Origin of the sequence: Pseudomonas sp. AOB-7, assembly GCF_003696305.1 — a bacterium.
Taxonomy (GTDB): Bacteria; Pseudomonadota; Gammaproteobacteria; order Pseudomonadales; family Pseudomonadaceae; genus Aquipseudomonas.
Genome location: NZ_RFFK01000003.1, coordinates 448,192 through 466,873 on the forward strand (window position 1 = coordinate 448,192; position 18,682 = coordinate 466,873).

The window sequence follows — 18,682 nt, forward strand, 5'->3', positions numbered from 1 at the left end:
CTCGCGGCGACCGGGCACGGGCCATCAGCCGATGGTCATCAGGCTGGCGTTGCCGCCGGCTGCCGCGGTGTTGACGCTCAGGGCGTGCTCGATCAGCAGGCGTTCCAGCGGGATGTCGGTCTCGCCCTTGTTCAGGCCGTGCACGCTGACGATGGCGCCCTTGCGCTGCGCCGCCTGCTGGCAGACCTCGCGCAGCTGGTCGGAGTCGCCGTGATGGAGGATGGCGTCGAACTCGGCGTCGACCGTGCTCCAGTCGGCGACCAGCGCGATGCACTTCTGTACCTCCTTGGGCAGCTCGGCGTACAGGCCGCGCTGGCTTTCCAGCCACAGCGCGCGGCTGCCCACGGCCAGGGTGGCGGCCAGTTGCGCCAGTAGGTCGCCGCGCTCGTCGGCCAGGCCCAGCACGCGCTCGCGCGGCAGCAGGGTGTAGCTGTTGCGCTCGCCGGTCGGGCCGCTCAGCAGGTGACTACTGTAGCTCTGGCTCAGGCCCAGGTACTGCTCGAACAGGGCGGCAACGGCCGGCTCCTGCTTGGCCGCCCACTCGGCGAAGGCGGTGCGTGCCTTGGCCAGCTCGGTCGGCACGTCCAGCGCCTGCACGTTGTCGCCGGCCAGCTGCTGGGCCACGGCTTCCTGCGGACGGGTCGACAGCAGGCGGTACAGGTACAGCGGGCCGCCGGCCTTGGGGCCGGTGCCGGACAGGCCTTCGCCGCCGAACGGCTGCACGCCGACCACGGCGCCGACCACGTTGCGGTTGACGTACAGGTTGCCCACCTTGGCGCTGCTGACCACCTGGTTGATGGTCTCGTCGATGCGGGTGTGTACGCCCAGGGTCAGGCCGTAGCCGCTGTCGTTGATCTGCTGCAGCAGCTTGGCCAGGTCGGCGCGCTGGTAGCGCACCACGTGCAGCACCGGGCCGAAGATCTCGCGCTTGAGCTCGTCGAAGCTGTCCAGCTCGATCAGGGTCGGTACCACGAAGGTGCCGCGCTTGAGCTCCTCGGCCTCAAAGCGGGCGCACTGGAACACCTTGCGGCCCTTCTCGCGCAGCTTGGCGATGTGGTTGTCGATATTGTCCTTGGCCTCGTGGTCGATCACCGGGCCGATGTCGGTGTGCAGGCGCTCCGGCGAGCCGACGCGGTACTCGGCCATGGCGCCCTTGAGCATTGCCACCACGCGGTCGGCCACGTCGGCCTGCACGCACAGCACGCGCAGCGCCGAGCAACGCTGGCCGGCGCTGTCGAAGGCGGAGTTGACCACGTCGACCACCACCTGCTCGGCCAGCGCCGAGGAGTCGACGATCATGGCGTTGAGGCCGCCGGTCTCGGCGATCAGCGGAATGCTGCGGCCCTGGGCGTCGAGGCGGCCGGCAATGTTGCGCTGGAGGATGCCGGCCACTTCGGTGGAGCCGGTGAACATCACCCCGCGCACCCGCTCGTCGCCCACCAGGCGGGCGCCGACGGTTTCGCCACGGCCCGGCAGCAGCTGCACGGCACCGCCGGGCACGCCGGCTTCGAGCAGGATGCGCACGGCCTGGGCGGCGATCAGCGGGGTCTGTTCGGCCGGCTTGGCCAGCACGGTGTTGCCGGCGGCCAGGGCAGCGGCCACCTGGCCGGTGAAGATCGCCAGGGGGAAGTTCCACGGGCTGATGCACACCACCGGGCCCAGCGGGCGGTAGCTGTCGTTGCTGAAGCTGCGCGCCTGGGCCGCGTAGTAGCGGAGGAAGTCCACCGCCTCGCGCACCTCGGCGATGGCGTTGGCGAAGGTCTTGCCGGATTCGCGTACCAGCAGGCCCATCAGCTGCTGCATCTCGCCTTCCATCTGGTCGGCGGCCCGCTCGAGCACGGCGGCGCGTTCGGCCGGCTGGGTCGACTGCCAGATCTGCCCGCTGGACTGGGCGCAGAGGATCGCGCTCTTCACATCGGCCTCGCTGGCCTCGTGCACATGGCCGACCAGGTCGCGCTGATCGGCCGGGTTGCGCACCGGCTCTGCCGGGCCCGGATTGGGCGTGTCGCAACCGAGGATCGGGCCGGCGACATAGCTATTGTTGGTCGACGACAGCAGCGCCGAGGACAGCGAGCCCAGGCGGTGTTCGTTGGCCAGATCGATGCCTTCGGAGTTGAGTCGGGCCTCGCCGTACAGATCGCGCGGCAGCGGGATGCGCGGGTGCGGCAGGCCGAGGGTGCCTTCCTGGGCGGCCATCTGCTCGACCTGCTGCACCGGGTCGAGCACCAGGTCCTTGAGCGAGATGCTGTGGTCGGCGATGCGGTTGACGAAGCTGGTGTTGGCGCCGTTTTCCAGCAGGCGACGCACCAGGTAGGCCAGCAGCGTCTCGTGGCTGCCGACCGGGGCGTAGATGCGGCACGGACGAGCGTACTTGCCGTCCTTGAGCGAGCCGACCACCTGCTCGTAGAGCGGCTCGCCCATGCCGTGCAGGCACTGGAACTCGTACTGGCCCGGGTAGTAGTTCTGCCCGGCGAGCTGGTAGATGGCCGACAGCGAGTGAGCGTTGTGGGTGGCGAACTGCGGGTAGATGGCTTCCGGCACGGCCAGCAGCTTGCGCGCGCAGGCGATGTAGGACACGTCGGTGTACGGCTTGCGGGTGTACACCGGGTAGCCTTCCAGACCGCCCACCTGGGCCAGCTTGATCTCGCTGTCCCAGTAGGCGCCCTTGACCAGGCGGATCATCAGGCGATGGCGGCTGCGCTTGGCCAGGTCGATGACGTAGTCGATCACGTAGGGGCAGCGCTTCTGGTAGGCCTGGATGACGAAACCGATGCCGTTCCAGCCGGCCAGCTCGGGGGCGAAGCACAGGCGCTCGAGCAGGTCGAGGGAGATTTCCAGGCGGTCGGCTTCCTCGGCGTCGATGTTCAGGCCGATGTCGTACTGCTTGGCCAGCTTGGTCAGGCCGAGCAGGATCGGGAACAGTTCGTCCATCACCCGGTCGTACTGGGCGCGGCTGTAACGCGGGTGCAGCGCCGAGAGCTTGATCGAGATGCCCGGGCCTTCGTAGATGCCGCGGCCGTGGGAGGCCTTGCCGATGGCGTGGATGGCCTGCTCGTAGGAGGCCAGGTAGCGCTTGGCGTCTTCCTCGGTCAGCGCGGCTTCGCCGAGCATGTCGTAGGAGTAGCGGAAGCCCTTGCTTTCCATGCTGCTGGCGTTGGCCAGGGCCTCGCCGATGGTCTCGCCGGTGACGAACTGCTCGCCCATCAGGCGCATGGCCATGTCCACGCCCTTGCGGATCACCGGCTCGCCGCTCTTGCCGATCAGGCGGTTGAGCGAGGACGACAGGCCTTCCTCGTTATGGGTGGCGACCAGCTTGCCGGTGATCAGCAGACCCCAGCTGGCGGCGTTGACGAACATCGACGGGCTCTGGCCCAGGTGCTGGCTCCAGTTGCCGTTGGCGATCTTGTCGCGGATCAGGGCGTCGCGGGTGGCCTTGTCCGGGATGCGCAGCAGCGCCTCGGCCAGGCACATCAGCGCCACGCCTTCCTGCGACGACAGGGAGAACTCCTGCAGCAGGCCCTGCACCAGGCCCTGGCGGCCACCGGCGCTCTTCTGGTTGCGCAGCTTCTCGGCGATGCCGAGGGCCATCTGGTTGGCCGCTTCGGCCTGCGCCTTGGGCAGACGCGCCTGCTCCAGCAGCATCGGCAGCGCCTCGGTTTCCGGGCGGCGGTAGGCGGCGGTGATGGCGGCGCGCAGCACCGACTGCGGCAGGATGCTCTCGGCGAAGTCGAGGAACACCTGCAGGCCCGCCTCGTTCAGGTGCTCCACCGCCTCCTCGCCGGCGGCAGCGGCCAGGCCGGCGTGCTCGGCGGGGGTCAGGCCACCCTCGATCTGCTCCAGATAATTGAAGATCGCCTGCTTGATCAGCCAGTGCGGGGTGCGGTCGATGGACTGGGCGGCCTGCTTCAGGCGGTCGCGGGTGGCATCGTCGAGTTTTACGCCAAGGGTGGTGGTGGCCATGGGGAGTCCTACTTGTCAGGTGATGCACGGCAAAAAAAGCTGCGGGAGATTAAACCTGCATCCATCCTGGGTGCAACCAGGTGCAACCTTTGATTTCGCTCGGTGCGACGGACGTTGATTCGGGTGTTTGAAATTTGGCCTAAGCCAGGTTTTCAGGGGGCGCGGGATTCGAGGGGGATGCTGTCGCGATGTGCGGGTAGGGCTCGACATGGCTGCGCCTGCTGCGATCTGACTGGCCTCACGTTGCTTGGGTGCAACCAAGCTCGCTTGCCTGGAGGAGGCAGGGAGGGATGGGTGCTACCCACTCAGGGTAGCCTTGTCAGAGAACTTTGTAGCAGGGCGGAGCCGGTCTCCGATCAGTGGGCGTGTGACGCGCTCAGTAATGGCAGTCCTCGCCCTGGCGCTGGTAGATAAGGGTGTGCTGCCGGCCTTGCGAGTCCAGGTAGACCATGCGTGCCTCGCCCACCTCGCAGCCGTGCGGCAGGCTCTGGCTGATGACCTTGGCCACGTCCAGGTGCATGCCGTAGTGGTAGTGCTGCGGTTCGTCGGCGTGGGCCAGGGCAGCGGCGAAGGACAGGGGGAATAACCAGGCGAGATGCTTCATCGTGACCTCGAATCGGCAGCGGCTGGCACGCCGCCGCGAGTGAATAAAAGGGGCCGCGCAGGCGGCCCAGGGACGTTGACGGGGAGCTGGCAGGTCGACGCCGGGAGGAAGGGCTCAGCCCTGTTGCTGGGAGGCTTCGGCGGTGCGTTGCGCCTGCTGCTGCGCCGAGCCGGCGTTTTGCTGCAGCTTTGCGTGGTGCTCGACGAAGGCGGAGGATTCCTCGGCCAGGCAGGCCTGGGCGGCGAGCAGGGTGGCGAGGGTCAGGCTGGCGGCAGTGAGAAGCTGTTTCATGGGGCGATCCTCTGGCGGATTCTTCGTGGGTTCGAAGCCATGCTAGTGGCGCGCAGGACCATGAAACAGACAGCGACAGGTGAATGACCTTTACCTGTGACGTAACAATTGCCCGGCCTCCGCCCAGCAGGCCGGGTCGTCCAGCACCGCTTCGTCGGCGGCCAGCAGCGGCGGCAGTTCGGCCTTGAGAAAATCCACCCAGGTGCGCGTCTTGGCGTCGAGAAAGCGCCGCGACGGGTACAGCGCGTAGATGCTCAGGGCGCGCAGGCGGTGCTGCGGCAGGATGCGCAGCAGGCGCCCCTCGCGTAGCGGCTGGCTGGCGACGAACGAGGGCAGCAGGCAGAAGCCCATGCCCGCCTGCGCCGCCTTGACCAGCGCCTCGGCGACGTTGACCTGGAAGCTCTCGGCCGGCAGGGCGTCCAGCTGCTCGTCGCCGAAATTCCACTGGCCGCGGTACAGCGGGTCGGTCAGGCGCAGGTAACGGTGCCGCTGCAGATCGCCCGGCTGCTGCGGCACGCCGTGCTCGGCCAGGTAGCTGGGCGCGGCGCACAGCACGCTGTACACCGGGCCCAGGCGCTGCGCCACCAGTTGCGAGTCGGGCAGGTCGCGGGCGAAGGCGATGGTCACGTCGTGGCCGTCTTCCAGCAGGTCCGGGGTGCGCTGGGCCAGGGTCAGCTCCACCACCACCTGCGGATGCCGTTCGGCGTAGCGCGCGATCAGCGGCGTCAGGTGCTGCAGGCCGAGGCCGGTCATGGTGTGCACGCGCAGCCGGCCGCTGGGGGTGAGGTGGGCGCCACGCGCCTCGGCGGCGGCCTCGTCGACCTGGGCGAGAATCTGCCGGCAGCGCTCCAGGTAGCGCTCGCCGGTCTCGGTCAGCGCCAGGCGCCGGGTGGTGCGATGCAGCAGGCGTGCCTGCAGCTGCTGCTCCAGATCGGCGACCAGCCGCGACACCTGCGCGGTGGACAGATCCAGCGCCTGGGCGGCGGCGGTGAAGCTGCCGTCGTCGATCACCCGGACGAACACGCGCATGCTGTGCAAGGTATCCATTGTTGCTCCTGGCGTAAGAGGCCAGGGGATTATGCGCGACTACAGAGCCCCCAGCATCAGCTGCGCGGCCACCGCGAACATCATCGCCGCCACGCCCAGGTCGATCAGCCGCCAGGTCAGCGGTCGCGCCAGCCAGGGCGAGAGCCAGGCGGCGCCGAGGGCCAGGCTGGCGAACCACAGCAGGGACGCGCTGGCGGCGCCGGCGGCATAGGCGCCGGGCACCGGCTGCTGGGCGCCGAGCGAGCCGATCAGCAGCACGGTGTCCAGGTACACGTGCGGGTTGAGCAGGGTCACCGCCAGAGCGGCGAGCAGCACCGCGCGCAGCGAGCGTGGCGGGCTGTCGACGGCCTGCAGCGACTGCGGGCGCGCGGCGCGCAGCAGGGCCTGGCTGCCGTACCAGATCAGAAACGCGGCGCCGCCCCAGCGGGCGATGGCCAGCAGCGTCGGGCTCTGCGCCAGCAGCGCGGCCAGGCCGAACACCCCGGCGGCCACCAGCACGGCGTCGCAGAGGATGCACAGCGCCGCCACCGGCAGGTGATGCTCGCGGCGCAGGCTCTGCGCCAGGACGAAGGCGTTCTGCGCGCCGATGGCCATGATCAGGCCGATGGCCACCAGCAGGCCGTTGCTGTAGCTCTGCCACATCACCGGGGCTCCGGCATGGACGCCGCCGCCAGGGCGTGCAGGGTCGACAGCGCCTTCTCGGCCCGTTCGAGGGGCACGAACAGGTGGTCGTGATGAACGCCGGCGATCACGTTGCAGCTGATCCCGGCCTGGGCCAGGGCGGCGGAGAAGGACGCGGTCAGGCCCACCGCCGCCAGCGAGGAGTGCACCTCGAGGGTGATCCAGGCGGCGACGTAGTCGTAGCTCAGGCCATGGGCATCGGCGACTTCGCGCGGCAGCACCAGGCTCAGGCCTTCGCCTTCGCGCATGCTGGCCAGCGGCTGCAGGGCGCTGCAGTCGCGATCGGCGGCGACGCAGCAGAACACGTAGTGCCCCGGATTGAGGTGTGGCGTCATGCTCTGCAGCAGGCGCGCGAGGTTGGTTTCGCCGGACATGGCAGGCTCCTGAAATGGGCTGAGTGCTGGCGAGTCTGGCGGCTGTGGCGGTATAAGAGAAACCAATATTGCTGATCTCTCATTAGGTAAATCGATTGTTCGACTACAAGTTGCTCGCCGCCCTGGCGGCGGTGGTGGAGCAGGCCGGCTTCGACCGTGCGGCGCAGGTGCTGGGCCTGTCGCAGTCGGCCGTGTCGCAACGGATCAAGCTGCTCGAGGCGCGGGTCGGCCAGCCGGTGCTGGTGCGCGCCACGCCGCCGACGCCCACCGAGATCGGCCGTCGCCTGCTCAACCATGTGCAGCAGGTGCGTCTGCTCGAACGCGACCTGCAGGGCCAGGTGCCGGCGCTGGACGAGGAGGCGACCCCGGAGCGCCTGCGTATCGCCCTCAACGCCGACAGCCTGGCGACCTGGTGGGCGGCGGCGGTGGGTGGCTTCTGCGCGCGCCAGCGGTTGCTGCTGGAGCTGGTGGTGGAGGACCAGGAGGTCGGCCTCAAGCGCATGCGCGCCGGCGAGGTGGCCGGCTGCGTGTGCGCCGCCGAGCGCCCGGTGGCCGGCGCGCGCAGCCTGGCGCTGGGGGCGATGCGTTATCGCGCGCTGGCCAGCCCGGCCTTCGTCGCCCGGCATTTTGCCGACGGGGTCACGGCCGCGGCGCTGGCGCGGGCGCCGGCCATCGTCTTCGGTCCGGACGATCAGCTGCAGCACCGCTACCTGGCCGAGCTCGGCGTGGCGGGCGGCTTCGCCTACCACCTGTGCCCGTCCTCGGAAGGCTTCGTGCGCCTGACCGAAGGCGGCCTGGGCTGGGGCCTGGTGCCGGAGCTGCAGGTGCGCGGCGAGCTGGCGCGCGGCGCGCTGGTGGAACTGGTGCCCGGGCGTTCTATCGACGTGCCGCTGTACTGGCATCACTGGCGCAACGGCGGCGAGCTGCTGGCCGGGCTCACCGAGCAGCTGCGCCGCGCCGCCGCCGGCGCCCTGGTGCAACAGGGCTAGGCGCGAACCAGGCGGCCGGCCCGGGACAAGCCGGCGGCCTGTCCACGGCGGCGGTACGCCGTGCTAGCTATCGAGACGAATCGGCCCGCAGCCCGGCAGCTGTTCCACGCAGCGCGCGCCGAACAGCTGCGACGGGGTGAAGTAGCCGCCGCGGCCCTGGTAGTCGAGCAGGTGGCGCACCGCCAGCAAGCTGCCGTGCACCGTCACCTCGTAGCCGTTGGCGGTTTGCAGGTGGGCCGTGCGCACGACGCCGGCGGCATTGCGCACCTCGCCCCACAGCCAGGTGCGCAGGCGCTCGCGGCTGGCCGCGTCGGGGCCTTGCACGCGCCTGTCCACCTGGCGCTTGAGCCAGGCCTGCACGCTGGCCAGGCCGAACAGCGGGCGCAGCGGATCGAGCAGGCGCATGCCGATGGCCAGCGCCTTGGGCGCCGGCAGGTAGACCTCGATATTGCCGATGCCGGTGGAGTGGTAGGCGGTGGCGACGTCGCCCCAGGGAATGGTCACGGCGTCCTTGGCGCCGCGGCCGAAGTCGATGGTGCGGCGCCGATAGCCCAGCGGCACGTCGGTGACGATCCCCGCGCGGCGCACCTTGCCGCCCAGGTGCAGGCCTTCCACGGTGGTCTTGGCGGTGCCCGGCGACAGCCCGCTGGCGGTGTCGAAGCCCAGCGCCAGGTGCGTCGCATCGGGCAGCGCCTGGTGCAGGCAGGCGGCCAGGCAGTCGCTGGGAATCACGTCGAAGCCGACGCCCGGACAGGCCACGATGCCGCGCTCCCGGAATTGCGCGTCGCGGGCGAACGCCGCCTCGAACACCGAGATTTCGCCGGTGATGTCGACATAATGGCTGGCGCTGGCCAGGCAGACATCGAGCATCGGCGCGCTGGTGGCGGAGAAGGGCCCGGCGCAGTGGGCCACCACCGCGACGTCGGCCAGGGCCTCGCGTGCCCGTTGCGGCTGCTGGATGTCGAAGATGCGGCAGTCGAGCCCCAGCAGGCTGCCCAGGGCGTGCACCGCCGCCGGGTTGCGGCCGGCGAGAATGGGCCGCAGGCCCTGGCGCTGCGCCTCGGCTGCGAGCAGGTGACCGGTGTAGCCGTTGGCGCCGTAGATCATCCAGTGTTGCTTGGCCATGGGAGCGTCCTGTTGCGTCGATGGGGTGTCGTGCAGGGTAGCCGTTATACCCGCGTCGCGGCGGCGCAGCGCCAATCCATCGGCCTGTGCGGTCGCTGTTCTGGCCGCCGCCGACAGCGCGCAGGCGGCGTGGCGCTGCTAGAGTGCGGCAAACGGCAGCACCACGGGGGAGTGGCGATGAAGATTCTGGTCACCGGCGCGAGCGGATTCATCGGCGGGCGTTTCGCCCGCTTCGCGCTCGAACAGGGCCTGGCGGTGCGGGTCACCGGCCGCCGCGCCGAGGGCGTGCAGCACCTGATCAAACGCGGCGCGGAGTTCGTCCAGGGCGATCTCGGCGACGCCGATCTGGCCCTGGCGCTGTGCCGCGACGTCGAGGCGGTGGTGCACTGCGCCGGCGCGGTGGGGGTGTGGGGCGACTACGCGCATTTCCACCAGGCCAACGTGACGGTCACCGAGAACGTCATCGAGGCCGGCCTGAAGCAGAAGGTGCGGCGCCTGGTGCACCTGTCGTCGCCGTCGATCTATTTCGATGGAAAATCTCATGTCGATCTGCGCGAGGAGCAGGTGCCCAAACGCTTCTCCGATCACTACGGCAAGACCAAGTATCTGGCCGAGCAGCAGGTGTTCGCCGCCCAGGAGTTCGGCCTCGAGGTGATCGCCCTGCGCCCGCGTTTCGTCACCGGCGCCGGCGACACCAGCATCTTCCCGCGGCTGATCGGCATGCAGCGCAAGGGCCGCCTGGCGATCATCGGCAACGGCCTGAACAAGGTCGACTTCACCAATGTGCACAACCTCAACGACGCCCTGCTCAGCGCCCTGCTGGCCGCCGGCCCGGCGTTGGGGCAGGTGTACAACATCAGCAACGGCGCGCCGGTGCCGCTGTGGGACGTGGTCAATTACGTGCTGCGCCGTCTGGAGCTGCCGCCGGTGACCCGTCATGTGCCTTACCCGCTGGCCTACGCCGCCGCCTGCCTCAACGAGGGCGTGTGCAAGCTGCTGCCGGGGCGCCCGGAGCCGAGCCTGTTCCGCCTCGGCGTGGCGGTGATGGCCAGGGATTTCTCGCTGAATATCGACCGCGCGCGGCAGTACCTCGACTATGAGCCCAGGGCCAGCCTGTGGGATGCGCTGGACGAGTTCTGCACCTGGTGGCAGGTGCAGTCACGCGCCTGATCAAGCGCGGTCGCAGGTCGTCCTGTAGCAGCGGCTTCGGCCGCGAACGGCCTTGAGCACGGCCGATGCGGCACGGCCTGGCGGAGTGTCGCCTGCCAGCCACTCAGGCATAGACGCGCTGGCCGCGATAGATGCGCACCGAGCCGCTGGCCGCCGCCTGTGGCAGCGCCACGCTGGCCACCGGCTTGGCGGCGGGCGTCGGCGGGCGTTGATCGGCGAGTTCGGCCAGGCGCTGGCCGAGCCGACGGGTTTCTTCGTCGCTCGACTGCAGGCAGCCGCTGAGCATGGCGATCACCGCATCGCTCTGGCTCAGGCGGATATCCAGGGCCAGTTCGTCGCGCAGCCGGCGACGCAAGGCTTGCATGCAGTCCAATAGCGCTTTGTTCAGTTCCATGCCGCTTCCCCCAGGTTGGTTGAAGGGTCACCCCTGGCCTCGTCCTGACGCCTGTGTGACCGGGCCGGGCGTATTCCCTCGCCCGGCTGCCCATCGCCCGCGGCGCCGCGCCGCGGAGCACGAGCGGCTCCAAGGCCGCCCGTCGCTGAACTCGAATGATCCTGAGCAATCTGCGTACCAGTTCAAAAAACGCGGAACCACGGGGCTGGCGGCGGGTCGATGAGGCTGTCGCGCCCTTCGTCGGTGCGCCGCGCACCTGCTTGGCGCGGCGCTGATCGGCCATCGGCGAATCGGTATACTGCGCGGCACTTTCGTTTACCCCGTTCCAGACAAAGGTCCGACCATGCGCAACGATGCCCACGACGAGCTCGATCACCTGCCCAGCCTGACGCCCGGGCGCCGCGAGGAATTCGCCGAGCTCCAGGACGAGCCGGCCCCGCGCCAGCAGCGCGCGCCGGCCGGCCCGGCGGCGGGCAAAGGCGCCAGCACCGGCCCGCTGTGGGCGCTGGTCGGCGCGCTGAGCATCGCCCTGGGCGGCCTCGGCTGGTGGAGCCTGCAGCAGATCGGCCTGATGGAGCAGCGCCTGGTGGCGACCCAGGAAAGCTTCGCGCGCATCAGCGAGGAGGCCGCCGGGCGCATCCAGGACATCTCCGGCAAGGTGGTGGCCACCGAATCGAACGTCACCAGCGGCAGTGAGGCGCTCAAGCTGCAGGTCAAGCAGCTGGAGAATCGCCTCGCCGAGCTGGGCAAGCAGCAGCAACAGGCCGCCAGCGCGCAGGCCGCGCTGGACAAGCGCCTCGAGCAGCTGGGCAGCGAGCTGAAAAGCGGCCTCGGCGCCAGCGCCGCGTTCGACAAGCGCCTGCAGGCGCTGAGCAGCGAGCAGGCCGCGCTGAAGAGCGCGCAGGGCGAGGCCAAGGCGGCGCAGGCCGAACTGGCCAAGCTCGATGGCCGGATCAAGAGCCTGAGCGGCGAGATCGACACGCTGAAGCAGCAGGGCAACCCGGCCCAGGCCATCCAGCGCCTGGAACAGGACCTGCTGGTGCTGCGCAGCGAGCTGGACAGCCGCCCGGCCGCCAGCGCCGGCCCCAACACCGCCGAGTTCGACGCCTTCCGCGCGCAGATGACGCGCAACATCAACACCCTGCAGAGCCAGGTGATCAACCTGCAGCAGCAGCTCGACGCGCGCTGAGGCGCCGCGGTAAACGCACAAGCCCCGCAATGCGGGGCTTGTGCGTTTACGCTCGCGGCTGAAGCCCCTCCCACAGGCTGTGGGTGTCGCGGGAGGCGCTTCAGCGGCGCGTTTCGTTGCCGGGCTTACAGCCGCGGATAGTCGATGTAGCCCACCGGACCGGCGCTGTAGAAGGTCTGCGGCTGCGGTTCGTTGAGCGGCGCGTCCTGCTGCAGGCGGGCCGGCAGGTCCGGGTTGGCGATAAAGGGGATGCCGAAGGCCACCGCATCGGCCTTGCCCTCGGCCAGCCAGGCGTTGGCCTGATCCTTGGTGAAACGCTCGTTGGCGATGAAGACGCCGCCGAAGGCTTCCTTCAGGCTCGGCGACAGGCTGTCGTCGGCTTCCTGCTCGCGGGCGCAGATAAAGGCGATGCCGCGCTTGCCCAGCTCGCGGGCGACGTAGGTGAAGGTCTCGGCGCGGTTGGCATCGCCCATGTCGTGGGCGTCGGCACGCGGCGCCAGGTGCACGCCGACGCGGCCGGCACCCCACACCTCGATGGCGGCATCGGTGACTTCCAGCAGCAGACGCGCGCGGTTCTCCAGGCTGCCGCCGTAGCGGTCGGTGCGCTGGTTGGTGCTGCTCTGCAGGAACTGGTCGAGCAGGTAGCCGTTGGCGCCGTGGATCTCCACGCCGTCGAAACCGGCGGCCTTGGCGTTCTCCGCGCCCTGGCGGTAGGCCTCGACGATATCGGCGATTTCCTCGGTTTCCAGCGCGCGCGGGGTGACGAACTCCTTGATCGGGCGCACCAGGCTGACGTGGCCGGCCGGCTTGATCGCGCTCGGCGCCACCGGCAGCTCGCCGTTCAGGTAGATCGGGTCGGAGATGCGCCCGACGTGCCACAGCTGCAGGACGATCTTGCCGCCGTTGGCGTGCACCGCCTTGGTCACGTTGCTCCAGCCGCGGATCTGCGCCTCCGACCAGATGCCGGGGGTGTCCGGGTAGCCGACGCCCATCGGCGTGACCGCGGTGGCCTCGCTGATGATCAGCCCGGCCGAGGCGCGCTGTACGTAGTACTCGGCCATCAGCGCGTTGGGCACGCGGCCTTCGTCGGCGCGGGTGCGGGTCAGCGGCGCCATGATGATGCGGTTGTTCAGGGCGAGGTCGCCGATCTGGATCGGGTCGAAGAGCGTGGGCATGGTGAATCCTCCGTGGGGAGCGATTGGGAAAAGGATGTTCAGAGTTGCTGGCCGAGGCGTTCGACGAAGGCCTGGATGGTCGCCTCGTTGCGCTTGAAGAAGTGCCACTGGCCAACCTTGCGGCTGCTCACCAGACCGGCGCGCTGCAGGGTGGCCAGGTGCGCCGACACGGTGGACTGCGACAGCCCGCAGCGCTGGTTGATCTTGCCGGCGCACACGCCGATCTCGAGCGGATGCTCCTGGTCGGCGAAGTGGCGCTCGGGCTCCTTCAGCCAGTGCAGGATGTCGCGCCGCATCGGGTGGGCGAGGGCTTTGATGATGGCGTCGAGGTCCATGGTGTGGGTTCGCTGTATCGGCATGGGACGAACCTTATATCGGTCTGTGGCGATATACAGATCGTTTGTGCCGATAGCCGTTATCGACGGCTTCGATTCTGCGAGGCGGCCGGTTAAGCTCGGCGCATGAACTACCTGGCCCATCTGCACCTCGGCGGCGCTGCCCCGCCGCAACTGCTTGGCAGCCTCTACGGCGATTTCGTCAAGGGGCCGCTGGGCGGGCAGTGGCCGGCGGAAATCGAGGCGGCCATCCGCCTGCACCGGCGCATCGACGCCTTCACCGACAGCCACCCGCTGCAGGCGCGTGCGCGGGCGCGCTTCCCCGCCGCGCGGCGGCGCACGGCCGGCATGCTGCTGGATCTGTTCTTCGACCACTGCCTGGCGCGCGACTGGGCCGACTACGCCGAGCAGCCGCTGGAGGCCTTTACCGCGCGGGTGTACCGGGTGCTGGCCGACGAACCCCAGCTGCCCGGGCGCCTGGCGCTGATCGCGCCGCGCATGGCGGCGCAGGACTGGCTCGGCAGCTACCGCGAGTTCGCGGTGCTGGAGCAGGTGATCGCCGGCATGCAGCGGCGGCTGTCGCGACCGCAGCTGCTCGACGGCAGCCTGGGCGAGCTGGAGCGCCTGTACCAGCCGCTGAGCGAGGATTTCCGCGCCTTCTACCCCGAGCTGATGGCGTTCGCCCGCGGCGAGCGGGGTTGAGGCGATTGCCCCGGTGCGCCACGCGCACCGAGGTTACCCCGTCGGCTGCAGGCGCAAACGGCGGATCAGCCATTTCTCCAGCTCGGCGACGACGAACAGCGCCAGCCCGGCCAGCACCACCCGCGCCCACTGCGCCGCATCCAGCGCGGTGGAGTGGAACAGCCGCTGCAGCGGCGGGGCATAGGTGTACAGCGCCTGCAGCAGCAGGCAGGCGGCGATGGTCAGCAGCACGGCGCGGCTGCCGAACAGGCCGTCGAGGCTGAGCACCGAGGCGAAGATGCGCCGGCTGTTGATCAGGTAGAACACCTCGCACATCACCACCGCGTTCAGCGCCATGGTCCGCGCGCTGTCCAGCCCGGTGCCGTTGTCCAGCTCCCAGAGGAACAGGCCGATGCCGGCGCCGGCCATCAGCAGCGACACCAGCAGCACGCGCCAGACGAAAAAGCCCGACAGCAGCGGCTCGTTCGGCGCCCGTGGCGGGCGGTCCATCAGCCCGGCCTCGGCCGGCTCGAAGGCCAGCGCCAGGCCCAGGGTCACCGAGGTGACCATGTTGATCCACAGCACCTGCGCCGGGGTCAGCGGCAGGGTCAGCTGGAACAGGATGGCGGCGATCACGATCAGCGCCTGGCCGCCGTTGGTGGGCAGGGCGAAGAGGATGAACTTCTTCAGGTTGTCGTAGATCGCCCGGCCCTCGCGCACGGCACCGGCGATGGTGGCGAAGTTGTCGTCGGCCAGCACCACCCCGGCCGCCTCCTTGGCCGCCTCGGTGCCCTTGTCGCCCATGGCCACGCCGACGTCGGCGCGTTTCAGCGCCGGGGCGTCGTTGACCCCGTCGCCGGTCATCGCCACCACCTCGCCGCTGGCCTGCATGGCCTGCACCAGGCGCAGCTTGTGCTCGGGGCTGGCGCGGGCGAACACCTCGACGCCGGGCAGCACCTGGCGCAGCTGGCGCTCGTCGAGCAGCTCCAGTTCGGCGCCGGTCAGCGCCGGCAGGCCGACGCCGATGCCCAGCTGGGCGCCGATGGCACGGGCGGTCTCGGCGTGGTCGCCGGTGATCATCTTGACCCGGATGCCGGCGCGCTGGCATTCGGCGACGGCGGCGATGGCTTCCTCGCGCGGCGGGTCGATGATGCCGACCAGCGCCAGCAGGCACATGCCGCCTTCCACGTCGGCGAAACTCAGGCTGCGCTGGGAGGCGTCGGCCGGGCGGCTGGCGATGGCCAGCAGGCGCAGGCCGCGGGCGGCCAGGTCGGTGGCCTGGCGCCGCCAGTAGTCGGCGTCCAGCGGCTGGCTGCCGCCGTCGGCGCCGCGCTGCTCGCGGCACATCTCCAGCACCCGCTCCGGCGCGCCCTTGAGGTAGATGGTCCCGTGGCCTCGATGATCGTGATGCAGGCTGGCCATAAAACGGTGTTCGGACTCGAAGGGAATGGCGTCGCTGCGCGGCAACTGGGCGTGCAGGGGGGCGGCGTCCAGGCCGGCCTTGAGCGCCAGGGTGTGCAGCGCACCCTCGGTGGGGTCGCCCTGCAGGCGCCAGGTGCCGCCGGCGTCCTGCTGCAGCTGGGCGTCGTTGCACAGCGCGGCGGCGCGGGCGATCTCCAGCAGCGCGGCATCCGGTTCCATCAACGCGCCGTCCAGGTGGAAGGCGCCTTGCGGGGCATAGCCGACGCCGCTGACGTCGAGGATGCGGCTGGCGCTGACCACGCGCTGCACGGTCATCTCGTTGCGCGTCAGGGTGCCGGTCTTGTCCGAGCAGATCAGCGTCACCGAACCCAGGGTCTCCACCGCCGGCAGACGCCGCACGATGGCGTTGCGCCCGGCCATGCGCTGCACGCCGAGGGCGAGAATCACCGTCATCAGCGCCGGCAGCCCCTCGGGGATGGCCGCGGCGGTCAGCGCCACCACCATCATGAACATCTCGGCCGGGTCCTGGCCGTGCCAGAAGGTGCCGAGGGCGAAGGTGGCCAGGGCGAAGATCAGGATGGCCAGCGCCAGCCAGCGGCTGAACTGCTCGATCTGCCGCAGCAGCGGGGTGGTCATCGCCTGCACCTGCTGCAGCATGGCGCCGATGCGGCCCAGTTCGGTGGCGGCGCCGGTGGCCACCACCAGGCCGCTGGCCTGACCGCTGGCCACCAGGGTGCCGGAATAGGCCATGCAGCGGCGGTCGCCGAGGGCGGCATCGGCCTGGCAACGGGCCAGGGATTTCTCCACCGGCAGCGATTCGCCGGTCAGCGCCGCTTCCTCCACCAGCAGGTTCTTCACGCTGAGCAGGCGCAGGTCGGCCGGCACCTTGTCGCCGGAGGCGAGCAGGACGATATCGCCGGGCACCAGCTGCTCGGCGTCGATCTCCAGGCGCTCGCCGCCGCGCAGCACCAAGGCGTGCGGCGACAGCAGGTTGCGGATGGCGTCGAGGGCGTTTTCCGCCTTGCCTTCCTGGATAAAGCCGATCACCACGTTGATCAGCACCGCAGCGAGGATCACCCCGGTGTCGACCCAGTGGCCGAGTAGGGCGGTGATCAGGGCGGCGGCCATCATCATGTACAGCAGCACGTTGTGGAACTGGTACAGCAGGCGCAGCAGCGGGCCGCGCCGCTTGGGCGGCGGCAGCCGGTTGGGGCCGTGCAGCTGCAGGCGAGTGCTGGCCTCGCGCTGCTCCAGGCCGCTCGACGAGCTGCGCTGGGCCTCCAGGGCTTGTTGTGGAGTCAGTTCGTGCCAGGCGTTGTCAGAGTGTTCAGGGAGCCGAGTGTCCATTCGGGTGTCTCTGTTCGATGTCCCGCTAGGACCTTAGTCGGTTTCTCCGCGCCTGGCCTGATCTGCATCAAGCATCGGGGGGCTGTCCAGGCGCTCGACGGAGCGGGCCAGATGCCTGCCGAGGAGGATGAGATGAACAAGATACTGGTGGCGACCGACCTTTCCGAGCGCTCGGCACATGCCATGCAGCGCGCCGTGCAGTTGGTGCGAAGTCAGGGCGGCGGGGACTGGAGCCTGGTGCATGCGGTCGATGACGATGCGCCGACGGTATTCGTGCAGAATCAGGTGCGTCAGGCCGAGACCCTGCTGCAGGCGCAGGCCGAGCGTCTGGCCGAGCAGGCCGGCAGCCGGCCGCGAGTGGTGGTCGACAGTGGCGACCCGGCCTCGCTGCTGGTGGCGAGTGCACAGGAGCTGGCGGCCGACCTGCTGGTGGTGGGGGCGCACCGCAAATCGATGTTGCGCGATTTCTTCGCCGGTACCACCCTCGAGCGGCTGGTGCGCAGCAGCCATCTGCCGGTGCTGCGGGTCAATGGGCCGGTGATGCACGAGTACCGTAGCGCGCTGCTGGCGCTGGATCTATCCAGCAGCACTTCGCAGCAGGCCTTGCGTCGGGTACGGGAACTGGGGTTGCTGGACTCGCTGGATCTCGCCGCGGCCTGCGCCCTGGAGCTGCCTTCGAGCGGCACGATGACGGAGGCAGGGCTCGGCCCGGCGTTGCTGGAGAATCAGCGCAGCGCCGCCCGTGATCAGGCTGTCGCCCAGCTTCGCGAGGAAGGGGTGGAGCTGGCAGCTGAGTGCCTGCATGTCGCGTTTGGTTCTCCCGAGCGGGTGATCGGCGAGGCTCTGCAGCAGTCTGGCGCCGATCTGCTGGTGCTCGGCACCCATGCGCGCCAGGGACTCGCGCGTTTCGTCCTGGGCAGCGTGGCCAGTCGTCTGCTGGCCGAAGTGGATTGCGATGCGCTGATCGTGCCGCCGTCGGCCTGAGAAAGGCCTGTGCTGCAATCAGCGCCGCCCACAGCTCCTGGGTGGCCGGCCTGGTGTGGGCTTCAGGCGGCCTCGCGCTGGGCTGCCGGCGCGTCCAGCTGCAGGGCGGCGGCGATGCGGCTCTGCGCCTGGCGCGCCAGATCGTTGCGGCTGGCGCTGGCGCTGGCGATCGGCGCCAGCAACTGGATCTGCACCTCGCCGGCCTGGCTGCGCAGCAGGCGCAGCAGGTGGCTGAGCATGTCGTCGTCGCCGACGAAGGGCGCCACCGGGCACGGCTGGCCGCCGCGCAGGTAGCGGATGGCCACCGGTTGCAGCGGCACGCCGCTGTCGATCGCGCTCGCCAGCAGGCGGCCGTGGAAGGTGCGCAGGCCCTGGCCGTCGGTGGTGGTGCCCTCGGGGAAGATCAGCAGGTGGCGGCCGCGTTGCAGATGGCGCCCCAGCTGCTGGCCGACTAGGTTGCTGTCGCCCGAGCCGCGGCGGATGAACAGGGTGCCGGCCTTGTGCGCCAGCCAGCCGGCCAGCGGCCAGGTGCGCACCTCGGCCTTGGACAGGAAGGAGATCGGCTGCAGCGCGCCGAGCAGCGGGATGTCGGTCCAGGACACGTGGTTGGCGACCCATAGCATGGGCTGCGCGGGCAGCTCGCCTTCGACGCGCACGCGAAACGGCAGGGCGCCGCTGAGGCGGGCGAGGAACCAGCGGGTCAGGCGTTGGCGCAGGGCCATCAGGTCGTGGCGCACCAGGCGTTCGCACAGGCTGACCACGCCGGCCAGCAGGGCGCCGCAGGCGATCACCAGCAGCAGGTGGGCCAGGCGCAGGGACAGACGCAGTTGGGCCATCGGGGCCTCCGCTTAAGGATGAGTGGCGGCATTATCCATGCACAGGAGCGTTTGGCGATGCCTGGCTGTCTGGCTGTA

At 69.8% G+C, this 18,682-nt stretch carries 17 protein-coding genes; 5 read left to right on the plus strand and 12 right to left on the minus strand.

Annotation, left to right across the window (positions count from 1 at the left end; genetic code table 11):
• Positions 1-24: 24 nt before the first annotated feature.
• The 6 genes from putA to EA796_RS08730 all read right to left on the minus strand — a co-directional run bounded on the left by putA (position 25) and on the right by EA796_RS08730 (position 6,957).
• Positions 25-3,960 (minus strand): trifunctional transcriptional regulator/proline dehydrogenase/L-glutamate gamma-semialdehyde dehydrogenase, encoded by a 3,936-nt coding sequence (gene putA / locus EA796_RS08710; RefSeq protein ID WP_122108322.1) that lies wholly within the window; start codon positions 3,958-3,960, stop codon positions 25-27.
• Positions 3,961-4,336: 376 nt separating this feature from the next.
• Positions 4,337-4,564 (minus strand): DUF2790 domain-containing protein, encoded by a 228-nt coding sequence (locus EA796_RS08715; protein ID WP_122108323.1) that lies wholly within the window; start codon positions 4,562-4,564, stop codon positions 4,337-4,339.
• Between the two features lie 114 nt (positions 4,565-4,678).
• Positions 4,679-4,855, minus strand: coding sequence for a hypothetical protein (locus EA796_RS23295; RefSeq protein ID WP_178082544.1), 177 nt, complete (start codon positions 4,853-4,855; stop codon positions 4,679-4,681).
• Positions 4,856-4,945: 90 nt separating this feature from the next.
• Positions 4,946-5,902, minus strand: a complete 957-nt coding sequence (locus EA796_RS08720) for a LysR family transcriptional regulator (RefSeq protein ID WP_122108324.1) — start codon at positions 5,900-5,902, stop codon at positions 4,946-4,948.
• 39 nt (positions 5,903-5,941) lie between these two features.
• Positions 5,942-6,544, minus strand: coding sequence for a LysE/ArgO family amino acid transporter (locus tag EA796_RS08725; RefSeq protein WP_122108325.1), 603 nt, complete (start codon positions 6,542-6,544; stop codon positions 5,942-5,944).
• A complete protein-coding gene (locus tag EA796_RS08730; protein ID WP_122108326.1) occupies positions 6,544-6,957 on the minus strand; it encodes an ACT domain-containing protein in 414 nt (137 codons plus the stop codon). Before EA796_RS08730 ends, EA796_RS08725 begins: the two co-directional genes overlap by 1 nt.
• Positions 6,958-7,052: 95 nt before the next feature.
• Here EA796_RS08730 and EA796_RS08735 point away from each other — a divergent pair, with 95 nt between their 5' ends.
• The gene (locus EA796_RS08735) at positions 7,053-7,946 is read left to right on the plus strand and encodes a LysR family transcriptional regulator ArgP (RefSeq protein ID WP_122108327.1); all 894 of its coding nucleotides are present in this window, start codon (positions 7,053-7,055) and stop codon (positions 7,944-7,946) included.
• Between the two features lie 63 nt (positions 7,947-8,009).
• Here the strand turns inward: EA796_RS08735 and EA796_RS08740 are convergent, their stop codons facing one another.
• Positions 8,010-9,071, minus strand: a complete 1,062-nt coding sequence (locus EA796_RS08740; protein ID WP_122108328.1) for a trans-acting enoyl reductase family protein — start codon at positions 9,069-9,071, stop codon at positions 8,010-8,012.
• A gap of 177 nt (positions 9,072-9,248) precedes the next feature.
• Here EA796_RS08740 and EA796_RS08745 point away from each other — a divergent pair, with 177 nt between their 5' ends.
• Positions 9,249-10,241 (plus strand): NAD(P)-dependent oxidoreductase, encoded by a 993-nt coding sequence (locus EA796_RS08745; RefSeq protein ID WP_122108329.1) that lies wholly within the window; start codon positions 9,249-9,251, stop codon positions 10,239-10,241.
• A 103-nt stretch (positions 10,242-10,344) separates the two neighbouring features.
• Here the strand turns inward: EA796_RS08745 and EA796_RS08750 are convergent, their stop codons facing one another.
• On the minus strand, positions 10,345-10,635 hold the full coding sequence (locus EA796_RS08750) for a hypothetical protein (protein WP_122108330.1): 291 nt from the start codon (positions 10,633-10,635) through the stop codon (positions 10,345-10,347).
• Positions 10,636-10,978: 343 nt separating this feature from the next.
• Here EA796_RS08750 and EA796_RS08755 point away from each other — a divergent pair, with 343 nt between their 5' ends.
• Positions 10,979-11,824 (plus strand): ATPase, encoded by an 846-nt coding sequence (locus EA796_RS08755; RefSeq protein ID WP_122108331.1) that lies wholly within the window; start codon positions 10,979-10,981, stop codon positions 11,822-11,824.
• Between the two features lie 125 nt (positions 11,825-11,949).
• Here the strand turns inward: EA796_RS08755 and EA796_RS08760 are convergent, their stop codons facing one another.
• Positions 11,950-12,999, minus strand: coding sequence for an alkene reductase (locus tag EA796_RS08760; RefSeq protein WP_122108332.1), 1,050 nt, complete (start codon positions 12,997-12,999; stop codon positions 11,950-11,952).
• A 38-nt stretch (positions 13,000-13,037) separates the two neighbouring features.
• Entirely contained in the window at positions 13,038-13,358 is a 321-nt protein-coding gene (locus tag EA796_RS08765; protein WP_178082545.1) for a helix-turn-helix transcriptional regulator, read from the minus strand.
• A 102-nt stretch (positions 13,359-13,460) separates the two neighbouring features.
• Here EA796_RS08765 and EA796_RS08770 point away from each other — a divergent pair, with 102 nt between their 5' ends.
• The gene (locus EA796_RS08770; RefSeq protein WP_122108334.1) at positions 13,461-14,036 is read left to right on the plus strand and encodes an ACP phosphodiesterase; all 576 of its coding nucleotides are present in this window, start codon (positions 13,461-13,463) and stop codon (positions 14,034-14,036) included.
• Between the two features lie 33 nt (positions 14,037-14,069).
• On the opposite strand, the gene EA796_RS08775 is transcribed toward EA796_RS08770, so the two are convergent.
• Entirely contained in the window at positions 14,070-16,784 is a 2,715-nt protein-coding gene (locus tag EA796_RS08775; protein WP_122108335.1) for a cation-transporting P-type ATPase, read from the minus strand.
• Positions 16,785-16,916: 132 nt separating this feature from the next.
• Here EA796_RS08775 and EA796_RS08780 point away from each other — a divergent pair, with 132 nt between their 5' ends.
• A complete protein-coding gene (locus tag EA796_RS08780; protein WP_122108355.1) occupies positions 16,917-17,768 on the plus strand; it encodes a universal stress protein in 852 nt (283 codons plus the stop codon).
• Positions 17,769-17,830: 62 nt separating this feature from the next.
• Here EA796_RS08780 and EA796_RS08785 read toward each other — a convergent pair whose 3' ends face one another.
• Positions 17,831-18,604 carry a 1-acyl-sn-glycerol-3-phosphate acyltransferase gene (locus EA796_RS08785; protein WP_122108336.1) on the minus strand — a complete coding sequence of 258 codons (774 nt, stop codon included), beginning with the start codon at positions 18,602-18,604 and terminating at the stop codon, positions 17,831-17,833.
• Between the last annotated feature and the right edge of the window lie 78 nt (positions 18,605-18,682).